Below are 24,552 nucleotides of genomic sequence, written 5' to 3' on the forward strand. Positions count from 1 at the left end.
TCATGCATTAGTCATTACACAATAAGAATTCGTTGCGTTTGAGCGGCATTGAGGGGAAGATACTCTCAATGCTGCTTTGTTTTTTTAATACCGTTAAATCAGAAAGTTATGACCCTATCTACACCAACCAAATCCAACACTTCATTTCGGTTAAAGGGTGAGAACCTCAAACTTGCCTACGAAAATCGGGTCATCTGTGAAGATCTCGAACTCAGTATTCCCGAAGGAAAGTTCACAGTAATCGTTGGACCTAACGGTTGTGGCAAGTCTACGTTGCTAAGAAGTCTGTGTCGTTTGCTAAAACCTGTTCACGGGCAAGTGTGTCTGAATGGTAAAAACATTCAGGAAATGCCAGCAAAAGAATTAGCCAGAGAATTAGGCTTGTTGCCTCAAAGCTCTCAGGCACCTGATGGTATTCGTGTTGTTGATCTTATAGCTCGCGGGCGTTACCCCCATCAAAAGCTATTTAAACAATGGAGCCCGGAAGATCAGGAAGCGGTAGCTCAGGCAATGGAAGACACTGGTGTGACGGAACTGGCTGAAAGGCAGGTGGATGAGCTCTCAGGTGGGCAAAAGCAACGAGTCTGGATTGCGATGGTACTGGCACAGAAAACTCCAACGGTTTTGCTGGATGAACCAACGACCTATCTGGACGTGGCACACCAAATTGATCTGCTGGAATTGTTTCGAAGCCTCAATCGAGAAAAGAAACACACCATTGTTGCCGTGCTGCATGACCTGAATCAGGCATGTCGATACGCGGATCATCTTATTGCGTTTTCCGGAGGGGAGATTGTTGCTCAAGGTGAGCCTAAAACCCTGATCGATGCTGCTCTGGTCAAGAAGGTATTTGGTCTGGACAGCGTCATCATAGATGATCCCGTCAGCCATACGCCTATGATAGTGCCACTAGGAAAGTAACGATTAAGATGTCTTTTCTGGCTGAATTACAAATCCGAACACTCGGACCTGTCAAAATCTGGCAGCGTCAGTTTGATGTGTCCCAATACTCTGATTCTCATTCTTCCGAATTAGCCATTGAATTGCCCCAAGAAATGAACCGTGCTGTACCAAAAAGGAAAGCCGAGTTTACTGCTGGTAGAGTTGTCGCCAGGGAGGCTCTGCAAGACTTAGGAGTCATTCACACCAAACTACCTATTGGTGAGCATAGGGCACCTATTTGGCCTAAAGGTTACTTAGGAAGTATTTCCCACACCGACAACTTAGCTCTTGCTACGGTTGCACATGACAGTGAAGTATCTATGCTAGGGCTGGATGTAGAAAACCTGATTGATGAATCGCAAGTCGAAACGCTAATGCCCATGTTTGCTTCTGATGCCGAAATGGATTGGCAGCCAACAAGTGGACTTTCATTACAGCAATTTGCGACTCTGATTTTCTCAGCCAAAGAGAGCGTTTTTAAAGCTATCTACCCCTACGTAAAAAACTACTTAGAATTCTCAGATTCGATACTGCGAAATGTGGATGTTGAATCGGGGACTTTACAGCTTCAACTATGTAATCAAGCTGAAAAACTGTTTGGTGAACCACTGATTTTAAAGGTTTATTTTACTTTTGAAGCGGAAAACGTCTTCACTTTGATTTGTGACCATCGAAAACATCGATTGATATGATAGAAATTATCTAATTTATCAATAGTAAGCCCTGCAGTACTCTGTAAACGTGGTCAAATCAGCGTTTACAAAAGAATAAAGGTACTGTCGCATGGCTGAGTTAAGTGAAATATCGGGCAATAGAGCATTGATCGTTGAAGGTGGTGCAATGCGGGGGATATTTGCTAGCGGTGTTCTGGATGCCTTTCTGATTGACGATTTTATGCCTTACGATTTTGCCATTGGTGTATCTGCCGGTGCTTCCAACCTCATTGGCTATCTGGCTAAATTACCCAAACGCAGTCAACGCGTCATCACTGAACTTGCGACCCAAAAACGTTTTTTCAATCCAACCAGATTTGTGCGTGGTGGAGACTTGGTGGATGTCAAATGGTTATGGGAGCAGGCGAATGCTCTTTATCCTGTTGATGAAGAACTTCTGTTTTCGTCTATCCCTATGTTCGCTGCGGTCACCAATGCCGTGACAGGAAATGCCGATTACTATCGCATAAAGCCGACAAATATTGCGGATGTAATGGAAGCGACATCGGCACTACCAATTGCTTATCGCACCACGCCTTGCTTCTCTGGTGGATGCTACACCGATGGTGGCGTAGCGGACTCAATTCCGGTTCGAGAGGCTTATCGACGAGGTGCCAGAGACATTACCGTTATCCTGTCTCACCCCTTGTCCTACAACATGCCAGAGATGAAGTTTCCAAAACTGATGGATCAACTGCTAAAACGTTACCCAAACATTGCCGAGGCGATGAAGCAGCGGGCTAAAAACTATAACGCCTCACTGGATTTCATCCGTCAGCCACCGAAAGGCTGTGTTGTTCGTGTTATTGCGCCAGATGAGCATTTCAAAGTGGGTCGATTCACAATGAGAAAAAGCACGTTACTGGCTGGTTATGAGATGGGAATTGAAGCGGGTAAAGAGCATATGAAAAAACGCTCGGGAGTGTTTGGTCTTTCGGAAGAAGACTGTCATTTCTGTGTTTAAGTAATCTAAATTCAAAAAGCAGCGGTATAGCCGCTGCTTTGTGTCTGCACTTTTAATTCTTGTGTGCTGGGTTGATGCGCGCCATGTGGTAAACGTTGACGAATTCGCCATCTCTGAATGAAGCATCGATCGCTTCACCTTCGATTTCAAACCCGAACTTTTTATACAGCGCAATGGCGGGTTCATTATCACAATTCACGTCCAGCTCTATACGGCGAAGGTTCAGCCACTTATCAGAAAGGTGAATGATGGTTTCTATCAGCTTGCTGCCAATCCCTTTTCCGTGATAATCGTCGTGAACGCCAAGCCCAAACCGACCGACATGCCTAAGCCGAGGGCGCTGCATGTGCTCAAAGCCGATATTGCCCACCACCTTGCCATCTGCTTCTGCGACATATGTATAAACGTGTTCAGGAATGTTACTTATGCGTTTATGCCACATTTGCGGTGAAGGTAAAGGGAGCTGTAAGGTTTCACGATGTGCTTTTGGCTGGGTGTAAATCTCGCACAAAGCATCCACATCTTTTATTTCTGTTGGTCGGATTATAATTTCCATACTGCTCTCCTTTTTCTACATGTATCAGTTCATTTTTCTGCATCTTTTGAATGAATGAATAATCAACATACCGAAAAAAGTTAAGCAAAATCAATGGTTAATTTATATTTCTATCAAAGCAACAACAATGCCATGATCGCTGCCCATCGAATCTTCATCATATTCAGGTTGTACGAGATGTTTATCGAGGGTTTTATGCTGAATTTTTGCACTCGAAAACTCCTGGGATAGAAGAATATAATCCAGAACATTTCCGCTTTCTCCATGATAGTGAGAAGGCTGACGTGGGGTATCAAGTTTTGCAATCTGCCAGGAGTCGCTCAGGTAGAGTTTTTGACTGTCGCGGTCAGTAAAGTGTTGCTGCGGTTCAATTAAGCACTGAACAGAAGGCGAGTTTATATTCTGGTTCATGTCGCCCATCAGAATCATTGGACGTTTATTCTGAGCTTTAATTTGTCTAAGTTGATACCTCAGTGCCATGGCTTCGTCGTTGCGCTGCTGGCTGGAGAGCACGGATCCAATGTAATCATTCGTATAGCGAGAATACTGCGCCCCTTCATTTTCGACGTCCATTGGGCGCTGAGATTTTAAGTGAACAACCACAACATCGATTAAGCCTAGCTTAGGATGACGGACTGTGGCGTGAAGTGGCATTCTCGAATACCTGACACTGGAATCAAACCCAAGTGCTTTCTGAACATGCTTGTCTATTCTCAACCCGAAACAGGAATGGATGGGAAGTTTAGATGCCAACCCAGTGACGGGGCTGAAATACACGTAATCGCTTTCTACGGCTGGTGTATCGACAGTTTTAAAATGAGAGTATCCCTGTCGTTTACATAGCTGAGCAAGTGCCCCAGCGCTGAATACTTCCTGAAAGCCAATAAGATCAGCACATGTTTCACGAAGTACTTTTTCAGTCCAGTCGCATTTTCTTTGCCATTCGTCGCAGCTGTATATGTTATCGAACTCGTAAAACGCATTAGGTGGCTCGATGAAGTTAAATAGGTTAAATGTCGCGACAGTTAAGGAAGATGTCATGGCTTGGAAAAGTACCTCTAATGTTTGTCTAAGATATTATTAAGTGACTTAAAATGTAACGTTTGATTAAATGGTTGATAACAAACAGTGTAGCCCGGTCAGAATATGGATCATTCTAAAGCAAATTCCACCAAGTCAGGAACTTGGAAAACGCCTCATAACTTTTTAATTCTTGTATCAATCGTTGTGCCCATCGCTTTTTCAAGCTGGCAGGCATTGCTGAATAACTTCGTTATAGAAAAAGCAAACTTCACTGGTGCAGATATTGGTCTGTTACAGAGTGTTCGTGAGATTCCTGGCTTTCTGGCGTTTACTGCCGTCTTTATTCTGCTTTTCCTACGTGAGCAACGGTTTATTATTCTCTCTCTTATTATGTTGGCTGCAGGGACAGCGATCACTGGCTTTTTTCCTTCCCTTGTTGGGCTGTTGTGCACAACATTACTCATGTCTGTCGGCTTTCATTATTTTGAAACGCTGAAACAATCCCTTTCTCTGCAATGGCTGACCAAAGAAGAAGCGCCGGAATTTTTAGGAAAACTTATCTCGGTCGGGTCTTTGGCTGCACTTTGTACTTATGGCGGTCTTTGGGTTGTGTTAGAGCTTATGGAGATGGAATACAAGTGGGTTTATCTACTTGCAGGAGGAGCTGCATTAATCATTATCGCGTTTATCATGATGTCGTTTCCTGAGTTTGAATCTCATACTCAGCAGAATAAGTCTCTGGTTTTAAGAAAGCGTTACTGGTTGTATTACGCTTTGACATTTATGAGCGGCGCTCGCAGACAGATCTTTGTGGTATTTGCCGGGTTCTTAATGGTAGAGAAATTCGGTTATACCGCCGCAGAGATTACCCTCCTTTTCCTGGTTAACTATGCGTTTAACTGGCTGTTTGCGAAGAAGATTGGTCAGATGATTGCTCGTTTCGGCGAGCGAAATGCCCTGATATTTGAATACGCAGGTTTGATTTGTGTGTTTGTGGGCTATGCGTTTGTAGAAACCGCCGAATGGGCGGCTGCGTTGTACATCATCGACCACCTGTTTTTTGCTTTTGCCCTCGCGATAAAAACCTACTTCCAGAAAATTGCTGATCCAGCGGATATGGCGTCTACGGCTGGCGTTGCATTTACGATTAATCACATAGCCGCCGTGGTCATTCCCGTCTCATTTGGCTTCTTGTGGCTGGTATCTCCACCAAGCGTCTTTCTGGTTGGGGCGGCAATGGCTCTGGTATCTGGAATCCTGTCTTTAAACGTTCCCGCCAAGCCTGAAGAAGGGAACGAAGTGCGCTGGGGACCAACACTTTCTCAGTGATATTGATGCCACTTTAGAGACTAAAACAGCAAAAACCAGTCTCAGAAATGGACTGGTTTTTTTATATCTCTAGATCTTTGAATTCGTTGACTATACTTAAGTATATATTTAGAGTACTAACCAATTTGTCAATGGGAGTGAAGATCGACTCAACAAGATGCCAGACATCACTGGGTTTTACGATCATCTGTTGCACAATCAAATGGTGTATTACGTGTTGATATGCTTAGTGCTCTAAATAAATTTATTTTGAGTGAATTAATAAAGAGGAAGGAAGCTCGATGAAATTGAAACTGACCGCGTTGGCATTATTGGCATTAGGCGGTACATCAACCGTAAGCGCTGAAGAGTGTGGCGAAGTATCTATTGCCGACATGAACTGGAACTCAGCAAGTCTTATCGCCAATATTGACCGCTTTATTCTGGAGCACGGTTTTGGATGTGATGCCGAGCTCGTTCCTGGCGATACCATGCCAACAGGAACCTCAATGATTGAAAAAGGACAGCCAGATGTGGCTCCAGAGCTTTGGAGTAACAGCCTGAAAGCAGCACTGGACAAAGGTGTTGAAGAAGGACGATTGCGTTATGCAGGCAAAGCCCTAGTTAATGGTGGCGAAGAAGGCTTTTGGGTGCCGTCTTACTTAGTCAAAAAGTACCCCGAAATGGCAACCATTGAAGGGGTGAAAAAGCACGCTAAGTTGTTTGAACATCCAGAAGATCCAGATTCATCTGCATTTTATAGCTGCCCGGCTGGTTGGAACTGTCAGATTTCGGCAGGTAACCTTTTCAACGCACTTGATCTAGAGAAGTCTGGATTCAGTGTTGTAGACCCAGGTTCAGGTGCGGGTTTATCCGGCTCTATTGCTAAAGCTTACGAACGTGAACAGGCATGGTTTGGTTATTACTGGGCTCCAACGGCGATCCTCGGTAAATACGAGATGGTTAAAGTCGATTTTGGTAGTGGCGTCAGTGTTGAAGAGTATCTTGGCTGTACCACCCAGGAAGAGTGTGCAAATCCAAAACCAACCATGTACCCGCCTTCACCTGTGCATACGGTGACAACCGAAGAATTTGCGGCTCGCGTTCCAGCGGCATACGACTACTTCACTAAGCGTGGGTTCACCAATGCTGACATGAACAAACTGCTGGCGTGGATGGAAGACAACCAGGCTGACAGCGAAGAAGCCATGGCGCACTTCCTAAGTGAGTATCCGCAAATCTGGCATCAGTGGGTATCTAAAGACGTCATCAGCAAGGTAGAAAAAGCGCTTTAATAGCGCAGAGTTGGTCTGGCAAATTGCCAAGACCGTACAAAGTAGTACACCGGGGCAGTGAGAGGGTCTTATTGCCCCGGTTGGTAAAGGATTGATTATGTCTGACAGTAGCTGGTTAACCAGTTTCCCCGAAATGGATCGCGCCGATCTGAGAACCATTCGAAAAACATTGGATGGCGCATACAAAGATTTTTCTCGTGAATATGGGGATTTAATTGAATCCATATTCGACCCGCTCCTCACCTTTCTCGTCTGGTTTGAAAAGCTCCTTATCTCAACACCTTGGTTTATCGTTCTCGCGGTGTGTACGGGCTTAGTTTACCTTGCCAGTCGTTCATGGAAGCTGACTCTGGGTTGTTTTGTCTCCCTGTTATTGATCGGTTACTTCGGCATGTGGGAAAACACCATGCGAACTCTGAGTATCATTACGGTTTGTACGCTGCTTTCCATTGTTATCGGCATTCCTATAGGCATTGCCATGGCGCGTTCAAACCGTGTCCAGTCGGTGGTGACGCCATTGCTCGATATTATGCAGACGATGCCTGCGTTTGTTTACCTGATACCAGTAGTGATGCTATTGGGTATCGGCAAAATACCGGGGCTAATTGCCGTGGTGATTTATGCGATTCCGCCTGTTATTCGACTGACCAATCTGGGTATACGATTGGTAGACCGAGAGGTGCTTGAAGCTGCTACGGCATTTGGTGCCAGCAAAAAGCAAAGGTTGTGGGGCGTTCAGCTGCCACTGGCGATGCCAACGATAATGGCAGGTATTAACCAAACCATCATGATGGCACTTTCTATGGTGGTTATCGCATCTATGATCGGTGTGAAAGGGTTAGGTCAACCGGTTCTGAAATCCATCACCAATCAATATTTCACATTGGGCTTGTTAAATGGCTTTGCCATTGTGGCACTGGCGATTCTGTTTGACCGCGCTTCTCAAGCTTACGCAAAGCGTACTCAGGCTCATTTAGGAGGGCTTAAACATGACTAAGCCACTCATTGAAATCAGTCAGCTTTCCAAAGTATTCGGTACGAAACCCATGTCGGTTATCGAACGAGTGGAAAATGGTGACTCAAAAGAGTCCATTCTGGCAGACACCGGACACACCGTAGGGCTTAGGGACATCAACCTTAAAATCAACAAAGGCGAAATTTTCGTCATCATGGGTTTGTCTGGTTCAGGTAAGTCTACACTCATTCGCCACTTCAACCGGTTGATTGACCCGACCAAAGGCAAAATCATCGTTGAGGGTATTGATGTAATGAGCCTGGACACTAAAGGGCTGGAAGATTTTCGTCGTCATAAAATGTCCATGGTATTCCAGCGCTTCGGTTTATTGCCTCATAGAACCGTAATCGAAAACGTGGCATATGGCTTGGAAGTTCAGGGTATTGATAAAAAACAACGTGTTGCCAAATCGATGGAGTGGCTAGAAACCGTGGGCTTGAAGGGGTATGAAAATCAATATCCGTCGCAGCTTTCAGGTGGTCAACAACAACGTGTTGGTCTTGCTCGTGCTTTGTGTACGGATGCTGAAATTCTATTGATGGACGAAGCCTTCTCGGCGCTCGACCCGTTGATTCGTAGTGAAATGCAGGATCAACTTATCGAGCTGCAGGAAAAGCTGCATAAAACCATCGTCTTTATCACCCATGATCTCGATGAGGCGCTTAGGCTGGGGGATCGCATTGCGATTCTGAAAGATGGACAGCTAGTGCAGGTTGGTGCGCCAGAAGAGATTCTTCTTCAACCCGCAGACGAGTATGTCGAAGCCTTTGTTAAAGATGTAAACCGAGCGCGTGCTCTAACGGTAGAAACCGTCATGCAGCCGCCTGCTTATCGCGTATCGGCAAAAACCATTGAAGAAGCATTGGTGCAGATGAAGCAGCTTAAGAATGAATACGCTTACCATGTCACCGAAGATGGTTATCAGGGCGTACTCACCAAAGAAGGGTTGCAAGATGCCGCGGCGATGAAAGACCGCACGGTAATTTGCGATGAGTTATATGAAGAAGTGCCAGCGGTATCTCCGGATGCGGTTCTGGAAGAAGTTCTGCCAGACACCATGTGCTGCGACTACTCTCTGCCAGTAGTCGATGAGGAAGGTAACCTGAAAGGGGAACTGGAGCGTAGCGCTGTCGCTGACATTTTCTCTGAATCTCCAGAAGAGGAGACTGCCGACCGAAAGTTGGCAAAGGTGGGGTAGAAACACACACCTGACAAGTCTAAAACCGGTGATGACTCACCGGTTTTTTTATGTTGGCGGAATGCTCTCTCGCTATGGTATAAGCGGTTTCGACATCCCATACCTTCTCCGTTTCTCAAAATCCACTCATTCTTGTTCTACTTCGCATATTCGTTCTATTCGAATACAAATGAAATGAAGAAGTACTGAAATCCGGTCTATATTTATATTGATAAGTTTATTATGGAAAGCTTATTTATATGTGAGGTGTCGATGTATTCAAACATATATAAAACCGCCTTAAACACAATGCCAGATGGTGTTTTGATTACAGATAGTAATCGAGGAGTAATTTACTCCAATGCTCGCTTTGCACAGATGTGGGGAATCCCAAGCAAATTAATCGATTCCAAAGATGATGACCGAATGCTCCAGTTTGTTCTGGGAAAGCTCGAAGAGCCGGAGGTGTTCCTAAGAGAAGTCAACCGGCTCTATAACTCAGACGAAGCTTCTCAGGATCTCCTTAAGTTTAACGACGGGAGAACCTTTATGCGTCGTAGCGCCCCGTATGAAGACAAGCGAGTGGGGAAAGGAAGAATCTGGATTTTTTCAGACGTGAGTAAGCTACTGGAGCTGGATCAGATTGCTTATGTCGATTCATTAACCGGGCTGAACAACCGGAGAATGCTCGACGAAATGAGCCAGACACTGTTTGAAAAGTATCAGGAGTCCAAAGCTACTTCCTGTATCGTCTTGTTCGACCTCGATGGGTTTAAATACATCAACGATACCTATGGTCATCAGATGGGCGATAAGTTGCTTCACCTGCTGGCAAAAGCGATAGAAAAGACCCTTCGATCCGATGATATTGCTTTTCGCCATGGCGGCGATGAATTTTGTCTGGTGCTTAAAGACACAAGAACAGAAAGTGTCGATGGTGTGATGTCCCGCTTATACGAGACCTTTAACTCGATACAGAAAGAAACGCTAAATCTTCCTGAAGCCATTAGCTTTTCAGGTGGTTGCGTCTGTTTCATTAGCGAAGACAGTTCCCCAAGGGATGCACTCGCTCGTGCCGATGTGCTTCTGTATCAAGCCAAAAAGAAAGGGAAAGGGCAGATCATATACGGTTCATGTGTTCGCGCGGCATCATGATGGTTTCATGATGATGGTGAAATCTTCTTCCATATAGTCGCGGATGATCTCTACATCGTCCGTCAAATTGCGACATATCGAAAGAACCTCTTTTGGGTCATACGCTTGCAGCAATCGGTCTTCTCTGAAATAGTCACTGTCCAGCAAATTAAAGCCAAATGCTTCCCGGCTGGCAGAAAAGCCTGCACGTATGACAGTGGGAAGATAATTCTTATTATTGCTGCGGTAATTCAATGAACCTGAAGCGATGGTGATGTCGTGAACAGGCAAGCGCATTTGCGCGAAGTTACCGTGTAGAAACCGCATAGAATTATCGGCGTTTAGTTTCGCCTGTTTGATAAAACTCTTGTGAAAGTCGATACCTGTGTAATGCTTGATGGGTTGTTTGACTCTAAGAAAGTGGACCAGATCGCCATAGCCACACCCAAGATCTAGGATGGACTTGTCGCGTAGGTTGAGTGACTTCTCAAACACTGAAAATCTGGCAAACTGCGTTTGTTCGCTGCTCCAGCCAAGAATACGGGCGGGATCTTCTGTCCACTTTTTTTCACGGTCAGAGTGGTAAAAATAAACATTTAATCGCTCAAGAAAATTCACAGATATCCGGTCTATTGGATTTAACACTCCATAATTCTAACAGGAAATACGTATCAGCATGATCGAGATTGAACCACTAACACCTCATATAGGCGCTCGCATTCACGGGCTTTCCTTGGCGCATTGTACCGATTCAGACTTTGAAGCCTTATATCAGGCATTTCTGGCTCATCAGGTGGTATTCATAGAAAAACAGACTCTCACGCCGGAGCAGCACCTTTTCCTTGCGAGTCGTTTTGGAGAGCTAGAACCGATTCATCCATTCTTTCCTAACGTGCCTTCTCATCCACAGGTATGTGTGATTGAAACCACTCGCGGCAACGCGCCGCTGGAAAGTTTGTGGCATACGGATCTCACGTGGCGCAGTAATCCTTCCAAATGTTCGCTTTTACACGCCCAACATTTGCCACTTGTTGGTGGTGACACCATGTGGTGTTCTATGACTGCTGTGTTTGAGTCCCTCGACAGTGAAATGCAGGATTCACTCAGAGCACTGACAGCAGCCCATTCTCTGGTTGCATTTGAAGACATCAATCCCGATCTAGTTGAGCTGGACTGGCATAAAGACGTCGTGAAAACGTCTCGAGATAACCCTCCGGTTATACATAATGTGGTGCAGCAACATCCCGAAACCGGAAAAGAAACTCTCTACATCAACGAGCAATTCACGCGCAAATTTAATGAGCTAGAACCAGAGAAGAGCCAGACACTACTTAATAAACTCTTCGCGATAGCTAGGCAGCCTGAATTTCAGGTGCGTTACAAATGGGCGGATAATGCCATGGCGATTTGGGATAACCGGGTCACCCAGCATTATGCTGTGATTGATTATGGAGATACACCAAGAAAACTCCATCGTGTCACGGTTATCTGATGGCATTTTCAGCACTTAACGCTATTTGAGTGTAATTAACTGATTCATAGTATGGATATTGTCGGTTAGGTTGATATAAAATTCCGCGCCTGTTCTCGTTCCAAATCTCAACATGATCGATTTATCCATACTCCCTGTCTATCTGACAGCGGTACTCGCTTTACTTCTGATTCCCGGTCCCGACATGCTACTCATTGCCAGTTCAAGCATGAGCTATGGGCGAAAAGTGGGATTGTTCGCCAGCCTGGGCAATGCCACGTCTGGAGTGATCTTGACCATTCTGGCTGCGATTGGTGTATCAGCACTTATCGCCATGAGTCCAGTTGCTCTGACAGTTTTGAATGTCGTTGGTGGTGTGTATCTGTTAAAAATGGGGGCAGATTGTTTTACCTCCTCTGCTGCACTGACCCCAGAGACATCGAATCAGAATCAACTTGCCAGCGCTTATTACCAGCGAGCGCTGCTGAGCAACCTGTTAAACCCGAAAGCGCTGATGTTCTTTGTGCTTTTCCTGCCTCAATTTGTTTCAGGCAACATTGCGGCTAGTTCGGGCGAGCAAATGATGGCTCTGGGCTTACTGCTCAATATACTCGGATTAACGTTTAATTTACTGCTGGTGGCACTGGCGGGCACCTTGGGCAAACCACTTTTAGAGAGCAAAAAGTTCAGGCACTACCAGCACAAAGTCATGGGTGGAGTCTTCGTTATTCTAGGTGTGTGGATGCTTGGGCAAATCGATTTCCTATAAGCATCAGAGTGCATTTTTCTTTCTTCAGTAATGCACTCATTTCCTAACTTCTGCGTAAAGAATTGTAAATAACCATCGTCGCCTGCAAGGGTGGCTATAGTAATGGGGTCATGTGAATAAGCTGTCTTATACAGTGATAAACAACGACCCCACACGCAGAGTAAAAGGAGTGACTATGTCTGATAGACCAATACCGCAGGAAGCGTTTGACTGGTACGACGAATACGCCCATGGATTAATTGATCGCCGAGAGTTTATGTCTCGTCTTGGTGGATTAGTTGCACTCGGTTTTACCATGACGGCACTGACGTCCGCTTTAATTCCTAACTACGCACTTGCCAAGCAAGTTTCATTCAACGATCCCGATATCAAAGCAACATACGTGACCTTCGCATCGCCTCAAGGGCATGGTGAGGGCAGGGGTTACATGGTGAAACCTGCCAACAAATCAGGTCCATTGCCCGTTGTTCTGGTTATTCACGAAAACCGAGGGCTTAACCCGTACATAAAAGATGTCGCGAGAAGGTTGGCGAAAGTTGGTTTTATTGCGTTCGCGCCAGATGCATTGCATCCATTAGGGGGATACCCCGGTAATGATGATGAAGGGCGCGCGATGCAGAAATCGCTAGAGCGCGGCAAAATCGAAGAAGACTTTATTGCAGCGGCGAAATTCCTGAAAAGCTACAAGAACAGTTCAGGGAAACTGGGCGCCGTCGGGTTCTGTTTTGGCGGCTACGTCGTCAATATGCTGGCTGCAACACTAGGCGATGGTCTTGAAGCAGGAGTGCCTTTCTACGGAACACCAGCCGCGAAGGACATTCGTCAAAACATCAGGGCTCCGCTGTTGCTGCAGTTTGCTGAAAATGACAAACGGGTTAACGCTACCTGGCCAGAATACGAAGACGATCTAAAGCGGATAGATGCAAGCTATCAGGCACACATCTACAAAGACACTCAGCATGGATTCCACAACGATTCCACGGGAAGGTATTCGAAAGAGGAAGCCGAGCTCGCATGGAGCCGAACTGTAGAGTTTTTTAAATCACAGCTCATATGATTTTTATATACGGTGAGTTAAATTAAGGGGAACGTCTTCCCCTTAATTCTCTACTAACTTACTCATGATCAAACTCACCCGAATAGCCTCGACCTCCATTCCGATTGAACTTCTTCTTGAAGCCGACCCCGATAACAGTGCAATAGAGCAGTACCTGCATCAGGCTCACTGTTTTGCGGTGACTGAAAATTACATGGTGCTGGCTGCTTGCGTATGTAAACCAACTAGCGAAACAGAATGTGAACTAATGAACATTGCGGTTTGGCCATCACAACAGGGGAGAAAGCTGGGAAGCCAGTTACTGAATTTCACTATCGAGGAATTGAAAAAAGAAGGTTTTAAGAAGGTGAGTTTAGGTACGGGTACGTTTGGGCACCAACTGACGTTTTACCAACGCACTGGCTTTCGGGTGATCCGAGTTGAGCGCGATTACTTTCTTGAGCATTACCCGGAGCCTATTTTCGAGAATGGCATTCAACACAAAGACAGGTTGTGGCTGGAGCTTGATCTTACATGTTAATGTCAAAGATTTGCTGTTACCAACAATATATCTAGGCGGAGCCGACAAACTATAAAATCGGCAATGTTGAAACCGTAGGAAACACAAAAGCCAGCAGTTATCCTGCTGGCTTAAAAGGTTGCGAGATCAGTTTATTTAGCTCACGTAGCATATTCTCGCTTTAGTCATTGTAGGAAACACAAGACGCGTAATTTTTTAGACCAGTAGAATGAGACTTGGTAATGTTGTTCACTAAATCTACAGAGTAAAATCTGCTTTCTTTAGCGGGATGATTGGTCCAATACTCGTAATACGCTGGCCAGCCATAGTTTGCCGTAAGATCTCCCAGTGAGTAAACCAGGCTGTACAACTCGTATCTTGTTGGTCTTTTCCAATTAGTGCGCCCCAAGAATTTTAGTGTTCCAAGTTCTTCGCAGTATCGATCTAATTGCCCATAGCGACCAAAGTCAGCGCTTTCTGGGTTATCTTGCCAGCCCCAACCATCGTATCTAAAGCGAGCAAATTCCCCATCTATACGAGTTTCCCGATAAATAGCGCCATAAGAACGACCGTAGTTGTATCGTGAGTCATCTAACTTGTAACCAAGTTTATCCATCACCTCAAGGCTTGGTGTTGCGGTAAACAACTTATTAACCGCTTCACCGGAATAACCTTCTATGACCTTAAGGCAGTATCCGCCAGCATTGTACATATCCGTATCATTGATTTGTCCTCCACATGGTAGAAGACCCGTAGTGACGGTAATAGTAATGGTGTTGCTCGTTAAACCATCAATGGTAAACGATACAGTAGTGGTTCCTCTTGCATGTCCGGTTAGTTCTCCAGACTCATTTACGCTAGCAACGTAACTGTCACTAATATGCCATACCAGCGGTTTGCCAATCAGAGACGAACTTGAACCGTCTCCATGGATGCCTCTAGGGCTTAATTGAATCGAGTGATTTTCGGGAACCGTGTCCATTTCAGAGCTTAGGGACAAATTATATAACGTAGTTTTGTCGTCATACGCGTAAATGGATTCTTCAGAAGTGTCTGATTCAGTCTCAGTCGTCACCTGATCGCTAGTGGTTTGTTCTGAACTAGAAGGCTCAGAAGTGCTGTCAGGACTAGCTGTCTCAGTAAATTCGGTAGCAGTTTCCTCAGTGTTATCTGTTGTTTCTGATTGAGTCGAAGTCTGTTCTGTATTCTCAATGTTTGCTTGAGTCTCAGTAGTCACTTTCTCGCTGGCAGTTTGCTCCGAACTGGTTGATTCAGCAGTGTTGTCAGTACTGGTCGTCTCCGTGGGTTCGGAAGTAGCTTGCTCAGTATTGTCTTTAGCTTCCGATTGAGTCGAAGTTTGTTCTTCATTCTCAATGTTTGCTTGAGTCTCAGTAGTCACTTTCTCGCTGGCAGTTTGCTCCGAACTGGTTGATTCAGAAGTGCTGTAAGTACTGGTCGTCTCCGTGGGTTCGGAAGTAGTTTGCTCGGTACTATCTATAGCTTCCGATTGAGTCGAAGTTTGTTCTGTATTCTCAATGCTTGCTTGAGTCTCAGTAGTCACTTTCTCGCTGGCAGTTTGCTTCGATCTGGTTGATTCAGAAGTGCTGTCAGTACTGGTCGTCTCCGTGGGTTCGGAAGTAGTTTGCTCGGTACTATCTATAGCTTCCGGTTGAGTCGAAGTTTGATCTGTATTCTCAATGCTTGCTTGAGTCTCAGTAGTCACTTCCTCACTGGTGGCTTGCTTTGAACTGGTTGATTCAGCAGTGGTGTCAGTACTGGTCGTCTCAGTGGGTTCGAAAGTAGTTTGCTCGGTACTATCTGTAGCTTCCGATTGAGTCGAAGTTTGTTCTGAATTCTCAATGTTTACTTGAGTCTCAGTAGCTACCTGCTCGCTTGTGGTTTGCTCCGAACTGGTTGATTCAGAAGTGCTGTCAGTACTGTTCGTCTCAGTGGGTTCGGAAGTAACTTGCTCGCTGGTGGTCTGCTCTGAACTGGTAGTTTCCGAGGAAGTATTTGTGCTAGTCGATTCAGTGGATTCGGCTTCAACTTGCTCTTTATTTTCGGTAGTTTCGGATTGGGTAGAGGAGTTATTTGCATCGTTTGTGTCATTACTGGTTTCAGCATGGGGGTGCCTTATATCAGGTGCATCAATATCATTGCTGGATTCGGACTCGCTTTCAGCGGAGTCATCTGCGGTATTGTCGGTTTTATGGGCACTTGTGGTGGTGTGGGGAGAATGATCTATTTCGGGTTCTTCTACTTCATTGTTTGACTCAGTTTCGCTTTCATCAGAAGTACCAGAACTGGGGACATTTTGGTGTGGTTTCGATTCATGCTTGTTGGTGTTAGATGTTTCGTTACCGTCAACGGATGTAGAATTTTCTTCTGGTTGAACGGTTTTGATTTCCTGAGATTGTGATGAATTATTATTCTGATCTGACACAATAGTGCCATTTGAAGACACTGTTTTTGTTTCTGACTCTGCGTCACAGCCAACTAATATAATGATTACAAGTGGTATGAATAACTTAAGTGCGCCCATAAGAACTCCTCGTAAATCTACTGTTGACTTTTATATATGCGTAATAAGTAACTAAATATTCGATGTTGTCGAATAAGAAGCCAGTCAACTTTGAAATACATAATCTATAGGTGAAAAAATAATTTAAATATAAACGTTTGTTTGAAATGTTATTAACTGAAGTAAACTCTTTTCTCAAATCTCTCCTTAAAAATTTGGTGTAAGAAAGTGTGATTTTTTGTAATTATTCATATTTGTAAAATGTTATCACTTGGATTATAAATATGTCAAAAGTGCACCTATATAACATGCCGTTTAGTATTTATCAAAAACCTTACAAAATAAGTGGTTAGGTATTTTGCTGATTAAGGGGCTTGAATGCGTTTTTTGTTATTAGTTGTTTAATAACAATTGGTTGTAAAATATTTTTGATTTATTTTATTTTGTTAAAAATAAAGGTTATATCGTTTTTTTGTAATATAAGTGAAATAATTAAATTAAAAAATATATTGAAATTGCGTTTTAATTATGATTCTCTGATTTCTGTTGCTAAGTTTTTGAGCTTATTTTATTTTGTTATGAGCTTTTTGTGTAACTGTTTAATCTATATTTAAATGTATTTGTTACAGGCTTTTATTCTATAAAATTTTCAGATTAACTTTTATTTACTCTTGTCTATCCATTAATTTTTGTACTGGCTTCAATATCTAGTTTAGAAGATTCATTTGTTTTGATTGTTCTTTAATCGTGGTTTCCATGTGCCTACAAGGTAGCTTTTTCACAGTAATGCTCAGTTGTGTAATGCACCTAAAATATACGGTCTAACATTATTGTTATTACAACGAAGCATAGTTTGTTAAGCGTTGAAACATTAGAATTTAATATATTACAGCGACTCTTAATACCCTGAGAGATAACCCGTAACAGACTAGCCTTTCTCACTCAGTAAGGTTGGCGACTAAGCCAGAATGGAGTTGTCTTAGTCAGAAATGTGGATTTGTTCACAATGGTTGTTCTTTGCGATAGAGGTGTTTAAGCAGCACGGAATAGTTGTGCTAGTATGGTATTTCCATATTTATAGTGTGGATAAAGGTGTTGTAAGTTGTTGGCTAATGTCCTCCTGAACGATTGGTTTACTGGGTGACAATATGTGTAACTTAAACAAGGATGTTGTCGGTAGTGATAATGAAATAGTCGTTAGGACGAATAAACTAAAAGACAAAAGACAAAAGACAAAAGACAAAAGACAAAAGACAAAAGGCAACGAGGCATCGTAACGAGGTCATATCGTTATCGGGGTAGTAGCCTTCCTCTTTTGTATAAAATCATTGCTATCTATGCTGTATTACTGTTGGTTCTGGTCTCTGTGGGCAGGTACTTTGTGTCAGAGAGAGGATTTGAGATTCAGGATTCGCTACCAATAATGGACTTAAAAGTCTCCTTGGTAGAAAAAATGGTGACCAATCGTGCGCGCCTTCAATTAATGAGAAATAAACTTGTAGAAGCAGAATGGCGTGCTCACAACCGACGGTATCAAGTCCTATTAGATCAAATAAATGAAAAAATTGATTTCTACGATATGAGTATTGATGAAATTAAGCAGGTCAATACGTTAGGCTCGTTTTCAAATGAAGAAATGAAGGTTCGTCGGGCTGCTTTATACGAGTCACTTCGCTCTGAGTTGGAATATGAGAGTACTCTTGATAAATACCAGTTATTGGTACTCGAACTTATGTTGAGTGCCGATAAGCTAAATAACGATAAACACATCGCACCCCCAGGGAATAATTGAAGCTACAGTGTTGATAGCTCTGCCTGGCCTTTACGGGGGGATAGGGTCAGGCAGAAAATAAGACCTTAGCTTATCTTAGGTCTTCGACAGGAATGTGGTCCATGTCGGTAAAGGTTTGGTTTTCTCCAACCATACCCCAGATAAAGGTGTACGCCTGAGTACCAACACCAGAGTGAATCGACCAGCTTGGTGAGATCACTGCCTGCTCATTGTGAATCAGCAAGTGACGAGTCTCCTTAGGTTCACCCATAAAGTGGAATACGGCTGCGTCTTTATCCATGTTGAAGTAGAAATACACTTCCATTCTGCGATCGTGTGTGTGACACGGCATGGTGTTCCAAAGGCTGCCATCTTCCAGCTTGGTCAGACCCATCAATAGCTGACATGTTGGCAATACATCAGGAACAATGTACTTGTAAATTGTACGTTTGTTGCTTGTTGCTACGTCACCTAAAGTGACTGGAGCGGCTTCTTCCAGTGTAATTTTCTTATTCGGGTAATGAGTGTGTGCAGGGGCACAGTTGTAGTAAAACTTAGCTGGGTTTGCTGAGTCGACGCTAGAGAAGGTCACTTCTTTTGCACCCTGTCCAATGTATAGCGCTTCCTGATGATTGATGCTGTATTCTTCGCCATCAACCACGATTACACCATCGCCACCTACGTTGATTAAGCCAAGTTCTCTTCGTTGCAGAAAGTAATCTACGCCGATTTTAGCACCCAGTTCCGGGTCTAGCTCAACTGTGGTTTCAACTGGCTGCACACCACCAAAAATGATTCGGTCAATATGGCTGTATGTTAACGTCAGTTGGTCGGCAACAAAGATGTTCTCTACCAGAAACTCATCTCTAAGTGCTTCTGTTCCTAGCGTTTTCGCATGCTCGCTGTGAATAGCTTGGCGTACTTCCATTGTTTGTTCTCTCTTATGACTAAAGGCAGGGACGTTACCCTTGATGAGCTTCACTTTATCACTGAGATGATTATCGATAAATTTTTGAAATACCGTTTTATAATCCCTGTCACATAATTTCTATTTAATCATAAAAATAAATGAAACGGCTTTTTAAAAATGTTGTTGGTGCGTTTTTTATTCGTATAATGACGTCAAATCAGTCAGTAAGTGGTTGAGCGAATCGGAGCGTCTTCAATGAAAAAACAGCGCCTAACAGCTAAGAGCTTTTTCTCTTTTATCTCCTGGGGGAAAAGCATCAGTGCGTCGACTTTAAAAGCCGATCTACTGGCAGGGCTAACGGGTGCCATCATTGTTCTGCCACAAGGTGTGGCTTACGCCATGATTGCTGGTCTGCCACCTGAATACGGTTTGTATACGGCAATCATCCCGGCTGTGGTTGCCGCGCTATTCGGTTCGTCTCATCATTTAATTTCAGGTCCCACTGCTGCTTTATCAGTTATCGTTTTTACAACGGTCAGTCAGTTTGCTGCGCCAGGCAGCGATCTCTATATACAACTCGCGATTTCTCTCACCTTGTTTGCAGGCATTGTTCAGTTGGTATTGGGGCTTCTTCGGTTTGGGGCGGTGGTTAACTTTGTGTCTCATTCCGTGGTACTGGGCTTTACTGCGGGTGCTGCGATCGTTATTAGCGCCAGCCAGATCAAGCATATGCTGGGTTTGAACTACCCATCCGGTGCAACCGCTGTAGACAATCTTGTATTAGGATGGCAACACCTGAATGACTTCCATATCGCACCGCTCTTGATAGGTGTGGTGACCATTTTGACTTGTATCGTGATCAAAGACCTTTCGCCGCGATTGCCTTATATGCTGATCGCCATGATGGTATCAATGGCACTGGCTTTCAGCATGAATGGTGCTGGGTTTGATATTTCATTAGTGGGTGAAGTCTCTGGCGGTCTTCCTCCATTTTCTGTCCCTGATGTTTCAGCCTTTCCTTATGATTCTATGATCAGTGGGGTTGTTGCCGTGGCTCTACTCGGGTTGGTCGAAGCTATCTCCATAGCCCGTTCAGTCGCCTTAAAATCCAAGCAGAACATCGACAGCAATAAAGAGTTTATCGGGCAGGGGTTATCAAACATCGCGGGTTCGTTTTTCTCCTGTTACGTGTCCTCCGGTTCATTCACGCGCAGTGGTGTGAACTATGCGAGCGGAGCCAAGACCCCGTTAGCGGCAGTGTTTGCCGCCATTTTCCTTGCGGTCATCATGTTGTTTTTCGCTAAATATGCCGCGTACATCCCTATTGCCGGGATGGCGGGTATCCTGCTGGTTGTGGCGTTTAACCTTATTGATGTGCCCCATATTCTCGATGTGGTTCGACACGACAGAAAAGAATTCATCGTGCTGGCTTCGACCTGTATTGCCGCACTGACTATGCACTTAGAACTTTCGATTTACGTAGGTGTGGCTGTTTCCCTGTTCTTCTATTTACGCCGCACGTCCAGACCTGTAGTGGATCATCTGGATTGCGAAGAACTGGCGATGGACAAAAGGCTTAACGGGAAAGTTCAGGTGGTTCGGATCAATGGTTCAATCTTCTTTGGCAGTGTTCAGCATCTGCACAGCGAGCTACAGAGTATCGACACGCCTAACATCATCATTTTAGGGCGTGGTATCAACTTTATTGATCATCTGGGGGTGCGCATGCTAGCGGAGTTCTCCCAGTCTTCTGGCAAACAAGTGTTCTTTTGTCGCTTCAAAAACACGCCACGAGAGAGCTTGCTCAAAGGGGACAAGACGTTCTCAGAGCGCCAGTTTTACCCCAGTTTAACGCGGCTGATGTCTGACATGGCATCAACCTAGTCTTCCATAGACCAGAGAATGGATAAGCAGTAATGAATGACATGTTATCTGAAATATTTGATGCCACAGAACATCCGCATCGTCGATACAATCCGCTGACGGAAGAGTGGGTACTGGTGTCGCCGCATCGCGCCAAAAGGCCGTGGCAAGGGCAACAGGAAATGAACGATGAGCAGGCTTTACCATCTTACGAGCCGGACTGTTTTCTCTGCCCGTCGAACACGCGGATCAGCGGAGATGTGAATCCCGATTATTCAGGTACCTACGTTTTCAAAAATGACTTTGCGGCGCTTACTGAGAGTGTACCAGCGGCAGGTTCTGGTGACGATCCTCTATTTAAGCTGGAAAGCGCAACAGGTGAGAGCCGAGTGATTTGCTTTTCTCCGGATCACAGTAAAACACTGCCAGAGCTTGATACTCAAGCAATAGAGAAAGTGATCGATACCTGGGTAGAACAAATTCAGGAGCTAGGTAAAACTTACCCATGGGTTCAGGTGTTTGAAAACAAAGGGGCAACCATGGGGTGTTCGCAGCCTCACCCACATGGTCAGGTCTGGGCAAACAGTTTTGTTCCTACGCTTGTTGCCAAAAAGGATAAGTCTCAGCGGGAATATCTCGCTCTGCACGAGTCAACCATGCTGGTGGATTATGTTCAGCGTGAACTAGCAGTAAAAGATCGTATTGTGGTGGAAACCGAACACTGGGTCGCACTCGTTCCTTATTGGGCAGCATGGCCATTTGAAACCATTTTATTACCTAAAGCTCACGCTCCAAGGCTGACGGATCTCAATGCCGAGCAAAAAGCCGATCTGGCGATCGCCATTAAAGAACTCACCACTCGCTACGACAATCTCTTTAACTGCTCATTCCCATATTCAATGGGCTGGCACAGTGCGCTAGAGAGGGAAGAGAACCCCAAACACTGGCAAGTTCATGCATCGTTTTACCCGCCACTACTGCGCAGCGCTACCGTCAGAAAATTCATGGTGGGCTACGAGATGATGGCAGAAAGCCAGCGCGATCTCACTCCAGAGCAGGCTGCACAGCGATTAAGAGATGTCAGCACGACACACTACAAATCGAAGAATTAAGAGTTTAATCACATATCCGTTACATAAAAATTTTTTGCCTTAAAATTTAAGTGAAACAATGTTTCAATATAAACAAATTAAAGTTTCTTTTCTTTGTTTGAGAACGCTCTAGAAACGGATAATTACAACAATAGGAAGAAGAACATGGTGTTAGATACCTTTAACCTGAAAGGAAAAGTTGCTCTCGTCACTGGCTGTAATACAGGTTTGGGACAAGGTATGGCAGTTGCACTGGCGCAGGCAGGCTGTGACATAGTTGGCGTTAACTACTCCGATCCGGAAGATACTCCCGCACTTGTTGAAGCGGCGGGTCAGAACTTCTACTCAATCATCGCAGACCTTAGCAACAGCGATGTGATTGCTCAGGTGGTAGACAAAGCCACCAGCATGGCAGGTCGTATTGATATTCTGGTGAATAACGCAGGCATCATTCGTCGTGACGATGCGCTTGAGTTTTCAGAAAAAGACTGGGATGACGTAATGAACCTCAACATCAAGAGTGTTTTCTTTATGTCTCAGGCAGTTGCCAAGCAATTTATTGCACAGGGTGAAGGAGGAAAGATCATCAACATCGCCTCTATGCTGTCTTTCCAGGGGGGCATTCGCGTACCTTCTTACACTGCATCGAAAAGTGCGGTAATGGGTGTGACCAAGCTTCTTGCTAACGAATGGGCGTCGCAAGGCATTAATGTAAATGCTATCGCTCCGGGTTACATGGCGACCAACAACACAGCGGCATTGCGCGCAGATAAGGAAAGAAATCAGGAAATATTGGATCGAATCCCTGCTCAGCGTTGGGGTTTGCCAAAAGATATTGCTGGTCCAGCCGTATTCCTAGCATCGCCTGCATCGGATTACGTGAATGGTTACACACTGGCGGTCGATGGTGGCTGGTTAGCGCGATAACCAAAATCACAAACAGCCAAAGCCTGAGCCAATGCTCAGGCTTTTTCAATATTGGAGAACATTCAACTAGAACACAATGTTATCTACCTTTTGTAGAGTCTCCACGCAGAGTCATGACTGTACTGGATGCAAAAGCAACCACCTGACCATCTGAACGAAAAATTTGGCATTGATAGTGGCTTATCGTTTTGCCAAGCCTTACCGGACTAGCCTTGGCCGTTAGAATCGATTTCCAAACTGGACGGAAGAACTTAACTTGAAGATCAATGCTTGTGAATGATTCACCAGAATTAATCGCAGTTGAATGTGCAGTCCCTATAGCCGCATCCGCGAGCTCACTCAGAAACCCTCCATGAACAGTACCTTGTTGATTACCATGAATACTAGGGTCTGCATTTACCTCTATTGCTGCGTGTCCCTTTTCAATAGCGGTGATTCGGAAGCCTAAAAGTTTCGATATAGCTGTAGGGTATTGCATTTCAGTGGTTACATTAGAAGATAATCTACCTTCAATATATTGTTGTAGGAATAGCAAAGTAGGAAGTACGGTTGTCATAAATACCCCTTGTTTTATTGAGCATATACTTAACAAAATATCAATTCTTTTAATATAGTTATATTCAATTGTTCCTCTTGGTTGATATAGGAGTTTTCTATGTTAAAAGTTCAGCATTTGAGATTTCTAGTCTCAGTAGTCGATTATGGTAGCGCTATCAAAGCTTCAGAACGGCTACACGTCTCCCAGCCTTCAATCTCTGCTGGCTTAAAGGCTTTGGAGGAGGAATTAGGAGGGGCATTATTTGATAGAAGTGGACCAGCTAATCGACCATTACGCTTAACCCCTAAAGGGCAAATTTTTTATCATCGAGCGATTGAGATCCTAAATCAATGTGAATCTGCTCAAGCAGAATTTGCAGGAGATAGTAACCAGACATCAAAATGGATATTGGGTGTCCTTGATACGTTTTCTCAGGATATCGTAGTTAAGGCGCTTCGAACGTTTGAGCGTGACAATCCCGATACCAGAATCGATATATGGGAAGGTTCAGCAAACAAAATTGAAAGCTGGTTTGCGAAGAAACGTGTGGACATGATTTTGGGTAATGTAGGGCGCTTAATGCCGAATGAAAAATTGTTATGGAGAGAGCCATTAGTTGCGGTAGTAGCCCCCGATCACCCTTATGCAAGAACAGCCAATGCGATTTCAATCCGAGACCTTACCAAGTTCCCCTTTATCCATCGTTCCAACTGTGAATTAGATCCAATTGGCAGAGCAAGGCTTAAAGCGGAAGGCGTTAAACTGAACATTCAAGCTAGGACATGGCGCGAAAGCCTCGCGTTTGAGTTAATCAGAAATAGCCAAAATATTACTCTGGCTCCCAGAAATCTTGTACCTCAAAACCTCACCAGTATAAGAGTCTCAGGGTTAGACATTGAGCGAGGTGTCGGTTTGAGATGGCAGGAGACAACCCCTATACAGGTTACTTCTGCACTTTCTGAATCCATTATAAAAGTTATCGGGGAGCCTGTCGGCTTATATTCTTAA

General features: G+C 44.5%; 23 protein-coding genes. 17 read left to right on the forward strand and 6 right to left on the reverse strand.

Annotated elements, in window-relative coordinates:
* Nucleotides 1-108: 108 nt before the first annotated feature.
* From INR79_RS21895 to INR79_RS21905, 3 genes are all read left to right on the forward strand, one after another.
* Nucleotides 109-921, forward strand: coding sequence for an ABC transporter ATP-binding protein (locus INR79_RS21895; protein ID WP_022611173.1), 813 nt, complete (start codon nucleotides 109-111; stop codon nucleotides 919-921).
* Between the two features lie 8 nt (nucleotides 922-929).
* Nucleotides 930-1,634, forward strand: coding sequence for a 4'-phosphopantetheinyl transferase (locus INR79_RS21900; protein WP_223099902.1), 705 nt, complete (start codon nucleotides 930-932; stop codon nucleotides 1,632-1,634).
* Between the two features lie 91 nt (nucleotides 1,635-1,725).
* Complete coding sequence (locus INR79_RS21905; protein WP_223099905.1) at nucleotides 1,726-2,619, forward strand: patatin family protein; 894 nt, start codon at nucleotides 1,726-1,728, stop codon at nucleotides 2,617-2,619.
* A gap of 52 nt (nucleotides 2,620-2,671) precedes the next feature.
* On the opposite strand, the gene INR79_RS21910 is transcribed toward INR79_RS21905, so the two are convergent.
* Both INR79_RS21910 and INR79_RS21915 read right to left on the reverse strand, forming a co-directional pair.
* Nucleotides 2,672-3,175: a GNAT family N-acetyltransferase gene (locus tag INR79_RS21910; RefSeq protein ID WP_022561053.1), complete on the reverse strand. Its 504-nt coding sequence runs from the start codon at nucleotides 3,173-3,175 to the stop codon at nucleotides 2,672-2,674.
* Nucleotides 3,176-3,277: 102 nt separating this feature from the next.
* Nucleotides 3,278-4,216 (reverse strand): endonuclease/exonuclease/phosphatase family protein, encoded by a 939-nt coding sequence (locus INR79_RS21915; protein WP_223099907.1) that lies wholly within the window; start codon nucleotides 4,214-4,216, stop codon nucleotides 3,278-3,280.
* 105 nt (nucleotides 4,217-4,321) lie between these two features.
* Between INR79_RS21915 and INR79_RS21920 the strand changes: the two genes are divergently transcribed.
* From INR79_RS21920 to INR79_RS21940, 5 genes are all read left to right on the forward strand, one after another.
* Nucleotides 4,322-5,527: an MFS transporter gene (locus INR79_RS21920; RefSeq protein ID WP_223099909.1), complete on the forward strand. Its 1,206-nt coding sequence runs from the start codon at nucleotides 4,322-4,324 to the stop codon at nucleotides 5,525-5,527.
* Nucleotides 5,528-5,808: 281 nt separating this feature from the next.
* Nucleotides 5,809-6,801, forward strand: coding sequence for an ABC transporter substrate-binding protein (locus tag INR79_RS21925; RefSeq protein WP_223099912.1), 993 nt, complete (start codon nucleotides 5,809-5,811; stop codon nucleotides 6,799-6,801).
* Between the two features lie 97 nt (nucleotides 6,802-6,898).
* Nucleotides 6,899-7,798 (forward strand): ABC transporter permease, encoded by a 900-nt coding sequence (locus INR79_RS21930; protein ID WP_004400296.1) that lies wholly within the window; start codon nucleotides 6,899-6,901, stop codon nucleotides 7,796-7,798.
* Complete coding sequence (locus INR79_RS21935; protein ID WP_223099914.1) at nucleotides 7,791-9,014, forward strand: glycine betaine/L-proline ABC transporter ATP-binding protein; 1,224 nt, start codon at nucleotides 7,791-7,793, stop codon at nucleotides 9,012-9,014. The genes INR79_RS21930 and INR79_RS21935 overlap by 8 nt, the downstream gene beginning before the upstream one ends.
* Nucleotides 9,015-9,266: 252 nt before the next feature.
* The gene (locus tag INR79_RS21940; RefSeq protein ID WP_022561058.1) at nucleotides 9,267-10,148 is read left to right on the forward strand and encodes a sensor domain-containing diguanylate cyclase; all 882 of its coding nucleotides are present in this window, start codon (nucleotides 9,267-9,269) and stop codon (nucleotides 10,146-10,148) included.
* Here the strand turns inward: INR79_RS21940 and INR79_RS21945 are convergent.
* Nucleotides 10,143-10,745, reverse strand: a complete 603-nt coding sequence (locus INR79_RS21945) for a class I SAM-dependent methyltransferase (protein WP_022561059.1) — start codon at nucleotides 10,743-10,745, stop codon at nucleotides 10,143-10,145. The genes INR79_RS21940 and INR79_RS21945 overlap by 6 nt on opposite strands.
* Nucleotides 10,746-10,803: 58 nt before the next feature.
* Between INR79_RS21945 and INR79_RS21950 the strand changes: the two genes are divergently transcribed.
* The 4 genes from INR79_RS21950 to INR79_RS21965 all read left to right on the forward strand — a co-directional run bounded on the left by INR79_RS21950 (nucleotide 10,804) and on the right by INR79_RS21965 (nucleotide 13,944).
* Entirely contained in the window at nucleotides 10,804-11,619 is an 816-nt protein-coding gene (locus INR79_RS21950; protein WP_223099916.1) for a TauD/TfdA dioxygenase family protein, read from the forward strand.
* A 112-nt stretch (nucleotides 11,620-11,731) separates the two neighbouring features.
* Nucleotides 11,732-12,367, forward strand: a complete 636-nt coding sequence (locus tag INR79_RS21955) for a LysE family translocator (RefSeq protein ID WP_022589237.1) — start codon at nucleotides 11,732-11,734, stop codon at nucleotides 12,365-12,367.
* A gap of 175 nt (nucleotides 12,368-12,542) precedes the next feature.
* Complete coding sequence (locus tag INR79_RS21960; RefSeq protein ID WP_223099918.1) at nucleotides 12,543-13,424, forward strand: dienelactone hydrolase family protein; 882 nt, start codon at nucleotides 12,543-12,545, stop codon at nucleotides 13,422-13,424.
* Between the two features lie 64 nt (nucleotides 13,425-13,488).
* On the forward strand, nucleotides 13,489-13,944 hold the full coding sequence (locus INR79_RS21965) for a GNAT family N-acetyltransferase (RefSeq protein ID WP_223099920.1): 456 nt from the start codon (nucleotides 13,489-13,491) through the stop codon (nucleotides 13,942-13,944).
* A gap of 160 nt (nucleotides 13,945-14,104) precedes the next feature.
* On the opposite strand, the gene INR79_RS21970 is transcribed toward INR79_RS21965, so the two are convergent.
* A complete protein-coding gene (locus tag INR79_RS21970) occupies nucleotides 14,105-16,366 on the reverse strand; it encodes a hypothetical protein (protein WP_223099922.1) in 2,262 nt (753 codons plus the stop codon).
* 1,501 nt (nucleotides 16,367-17,867) lie between these two features.
* On the opposite strand from INR79_RS21970, the gene INR79_RS21975 reads away from it, so the two are divergent.
* Nucleotides 17,868-18,236 carry a hypothetical protein gene (locus INR79_RS21975; protein ID WP_223099924.1) on the forward strand — a complete coding sequence of 123 codons (369 nt, stop codon included), beginning with the start codon at nucleotides 17,868-17,870 and terminating at the stop codon, nucleotides 18,234-18,236.
* 70 nt (nucleotides 18,237-18,306) lie between these two features.
* Here the strand turns inward: INR79_RS21975 and kduI are convergent, their stop codons facing one another.
* Nucleotides 18,307-19,143, reverse strand: coding sequence for a 5-dehydro-4-deoxy-D-glucuronate isomerase (gene kduI / locus INR79_RS21980; RefSeq protein WP_022598735.1), 837 nt, complete (start codon nucleotides 19,141-19,143; stop codon nucleotides 18,307-18,309).
* 237 nt (nucleotides 19,144-19,380) lie between these two features.
* On the opposite strand from kduI, the gene INR79_RS21985 reads away from it, so the two are divergent.
* The 3 genes from INR79_RS21985 to kduD all read left to right on the forward strand — a co-directional run bounded on the left by INR79_RS21985 (nucleotide 19,381) and on the right by kduD (nucleotide 23,006).
* Complete coding sequence (locus INR79_RS21985; protein ID WP_223099926.1) at nucleotides 19,381-21,009, forward strand: SulP family inorganic anion transporter; 1,629 nt, start codon at nucleotides 19,381-19,383, stop codon at nucleotides 21,007-21,009.
* 41 nt (nucleotides 21,010-21,050) lie between these two features.
* A complete protein-coding gene (gene galT / locus INR79_RS21990) occupies nucleotides 21,051-22,100 on the forward strand; it encodes a galactose-1-phosphate uridylyltransferase (RefSeq protein ID WP_223100264.1) in 1,050 nt (349 codons plus the stop codon).
* Between the two features lie 144 nt (nucleotides 22,101-22,244).
* Complete coding sequence (kduD, locus tag INR79_RS21995) at nucleotides 22,245-23,006, forward strand: 2-dehydro-3-deoxy-D-gluconate 5-dehydrogenase KduD (RefSeq protein WP_004402094.1); 762 nt, start codon at nucleotides 22,245-22,247, stop codon at nucleotides 23,004-23,006.
* Nucleotides 23,007-23,085: 79 nt separating this feature from the next.
* On the opposite strand, the gene INR79_RS22000 is transcribed toward kduD, so the two are convergent.
* Nucleotides 23,086-23,562 carry a PaaI family thioesterase gene (locus INR79_RS22000; RefSeq protein WP_223099928.1) on the reverse strand — a complete coding sequence of 159 codons (477 nt, stop codon included), beginning with the start codon at nucleotides 23,560-23,562 and terminating at the stop codon, nucleotides 23,086-23,088.
* A gap of 99 nt (nucleotides 23,563-23,661) precedes the next feature.
* Here INR79_RS22000 and INR79_RS22005 point away from each other — a divergent pair, with 99 nt between their 5' ends.
* Nucleotides 23,662-24,552 carry a LysR family transcriptional regulator gene (locus INR79_RS22005; RefSeq protein ID WP_223099930.1) on the forward strand — a complete coding sequence of 297 codons (891 nt, stop codon included), beginning with the start codon at nucleotides 23,662-23,664 and terminating at the stop codon, nucleotides 24,550-24,552.

It is taken from the genome of Vibrio sp. SCSIO 43132 (genome assembly GCF_019904195.1).
GTDB classification, from domain to species: domain Bacteria; phylum Pseudomonadota; class Gammaproteobacteria; order Enterobacterales; family Vibrionaceae; genus Vibrio; species Vibrio nigripulchritudo.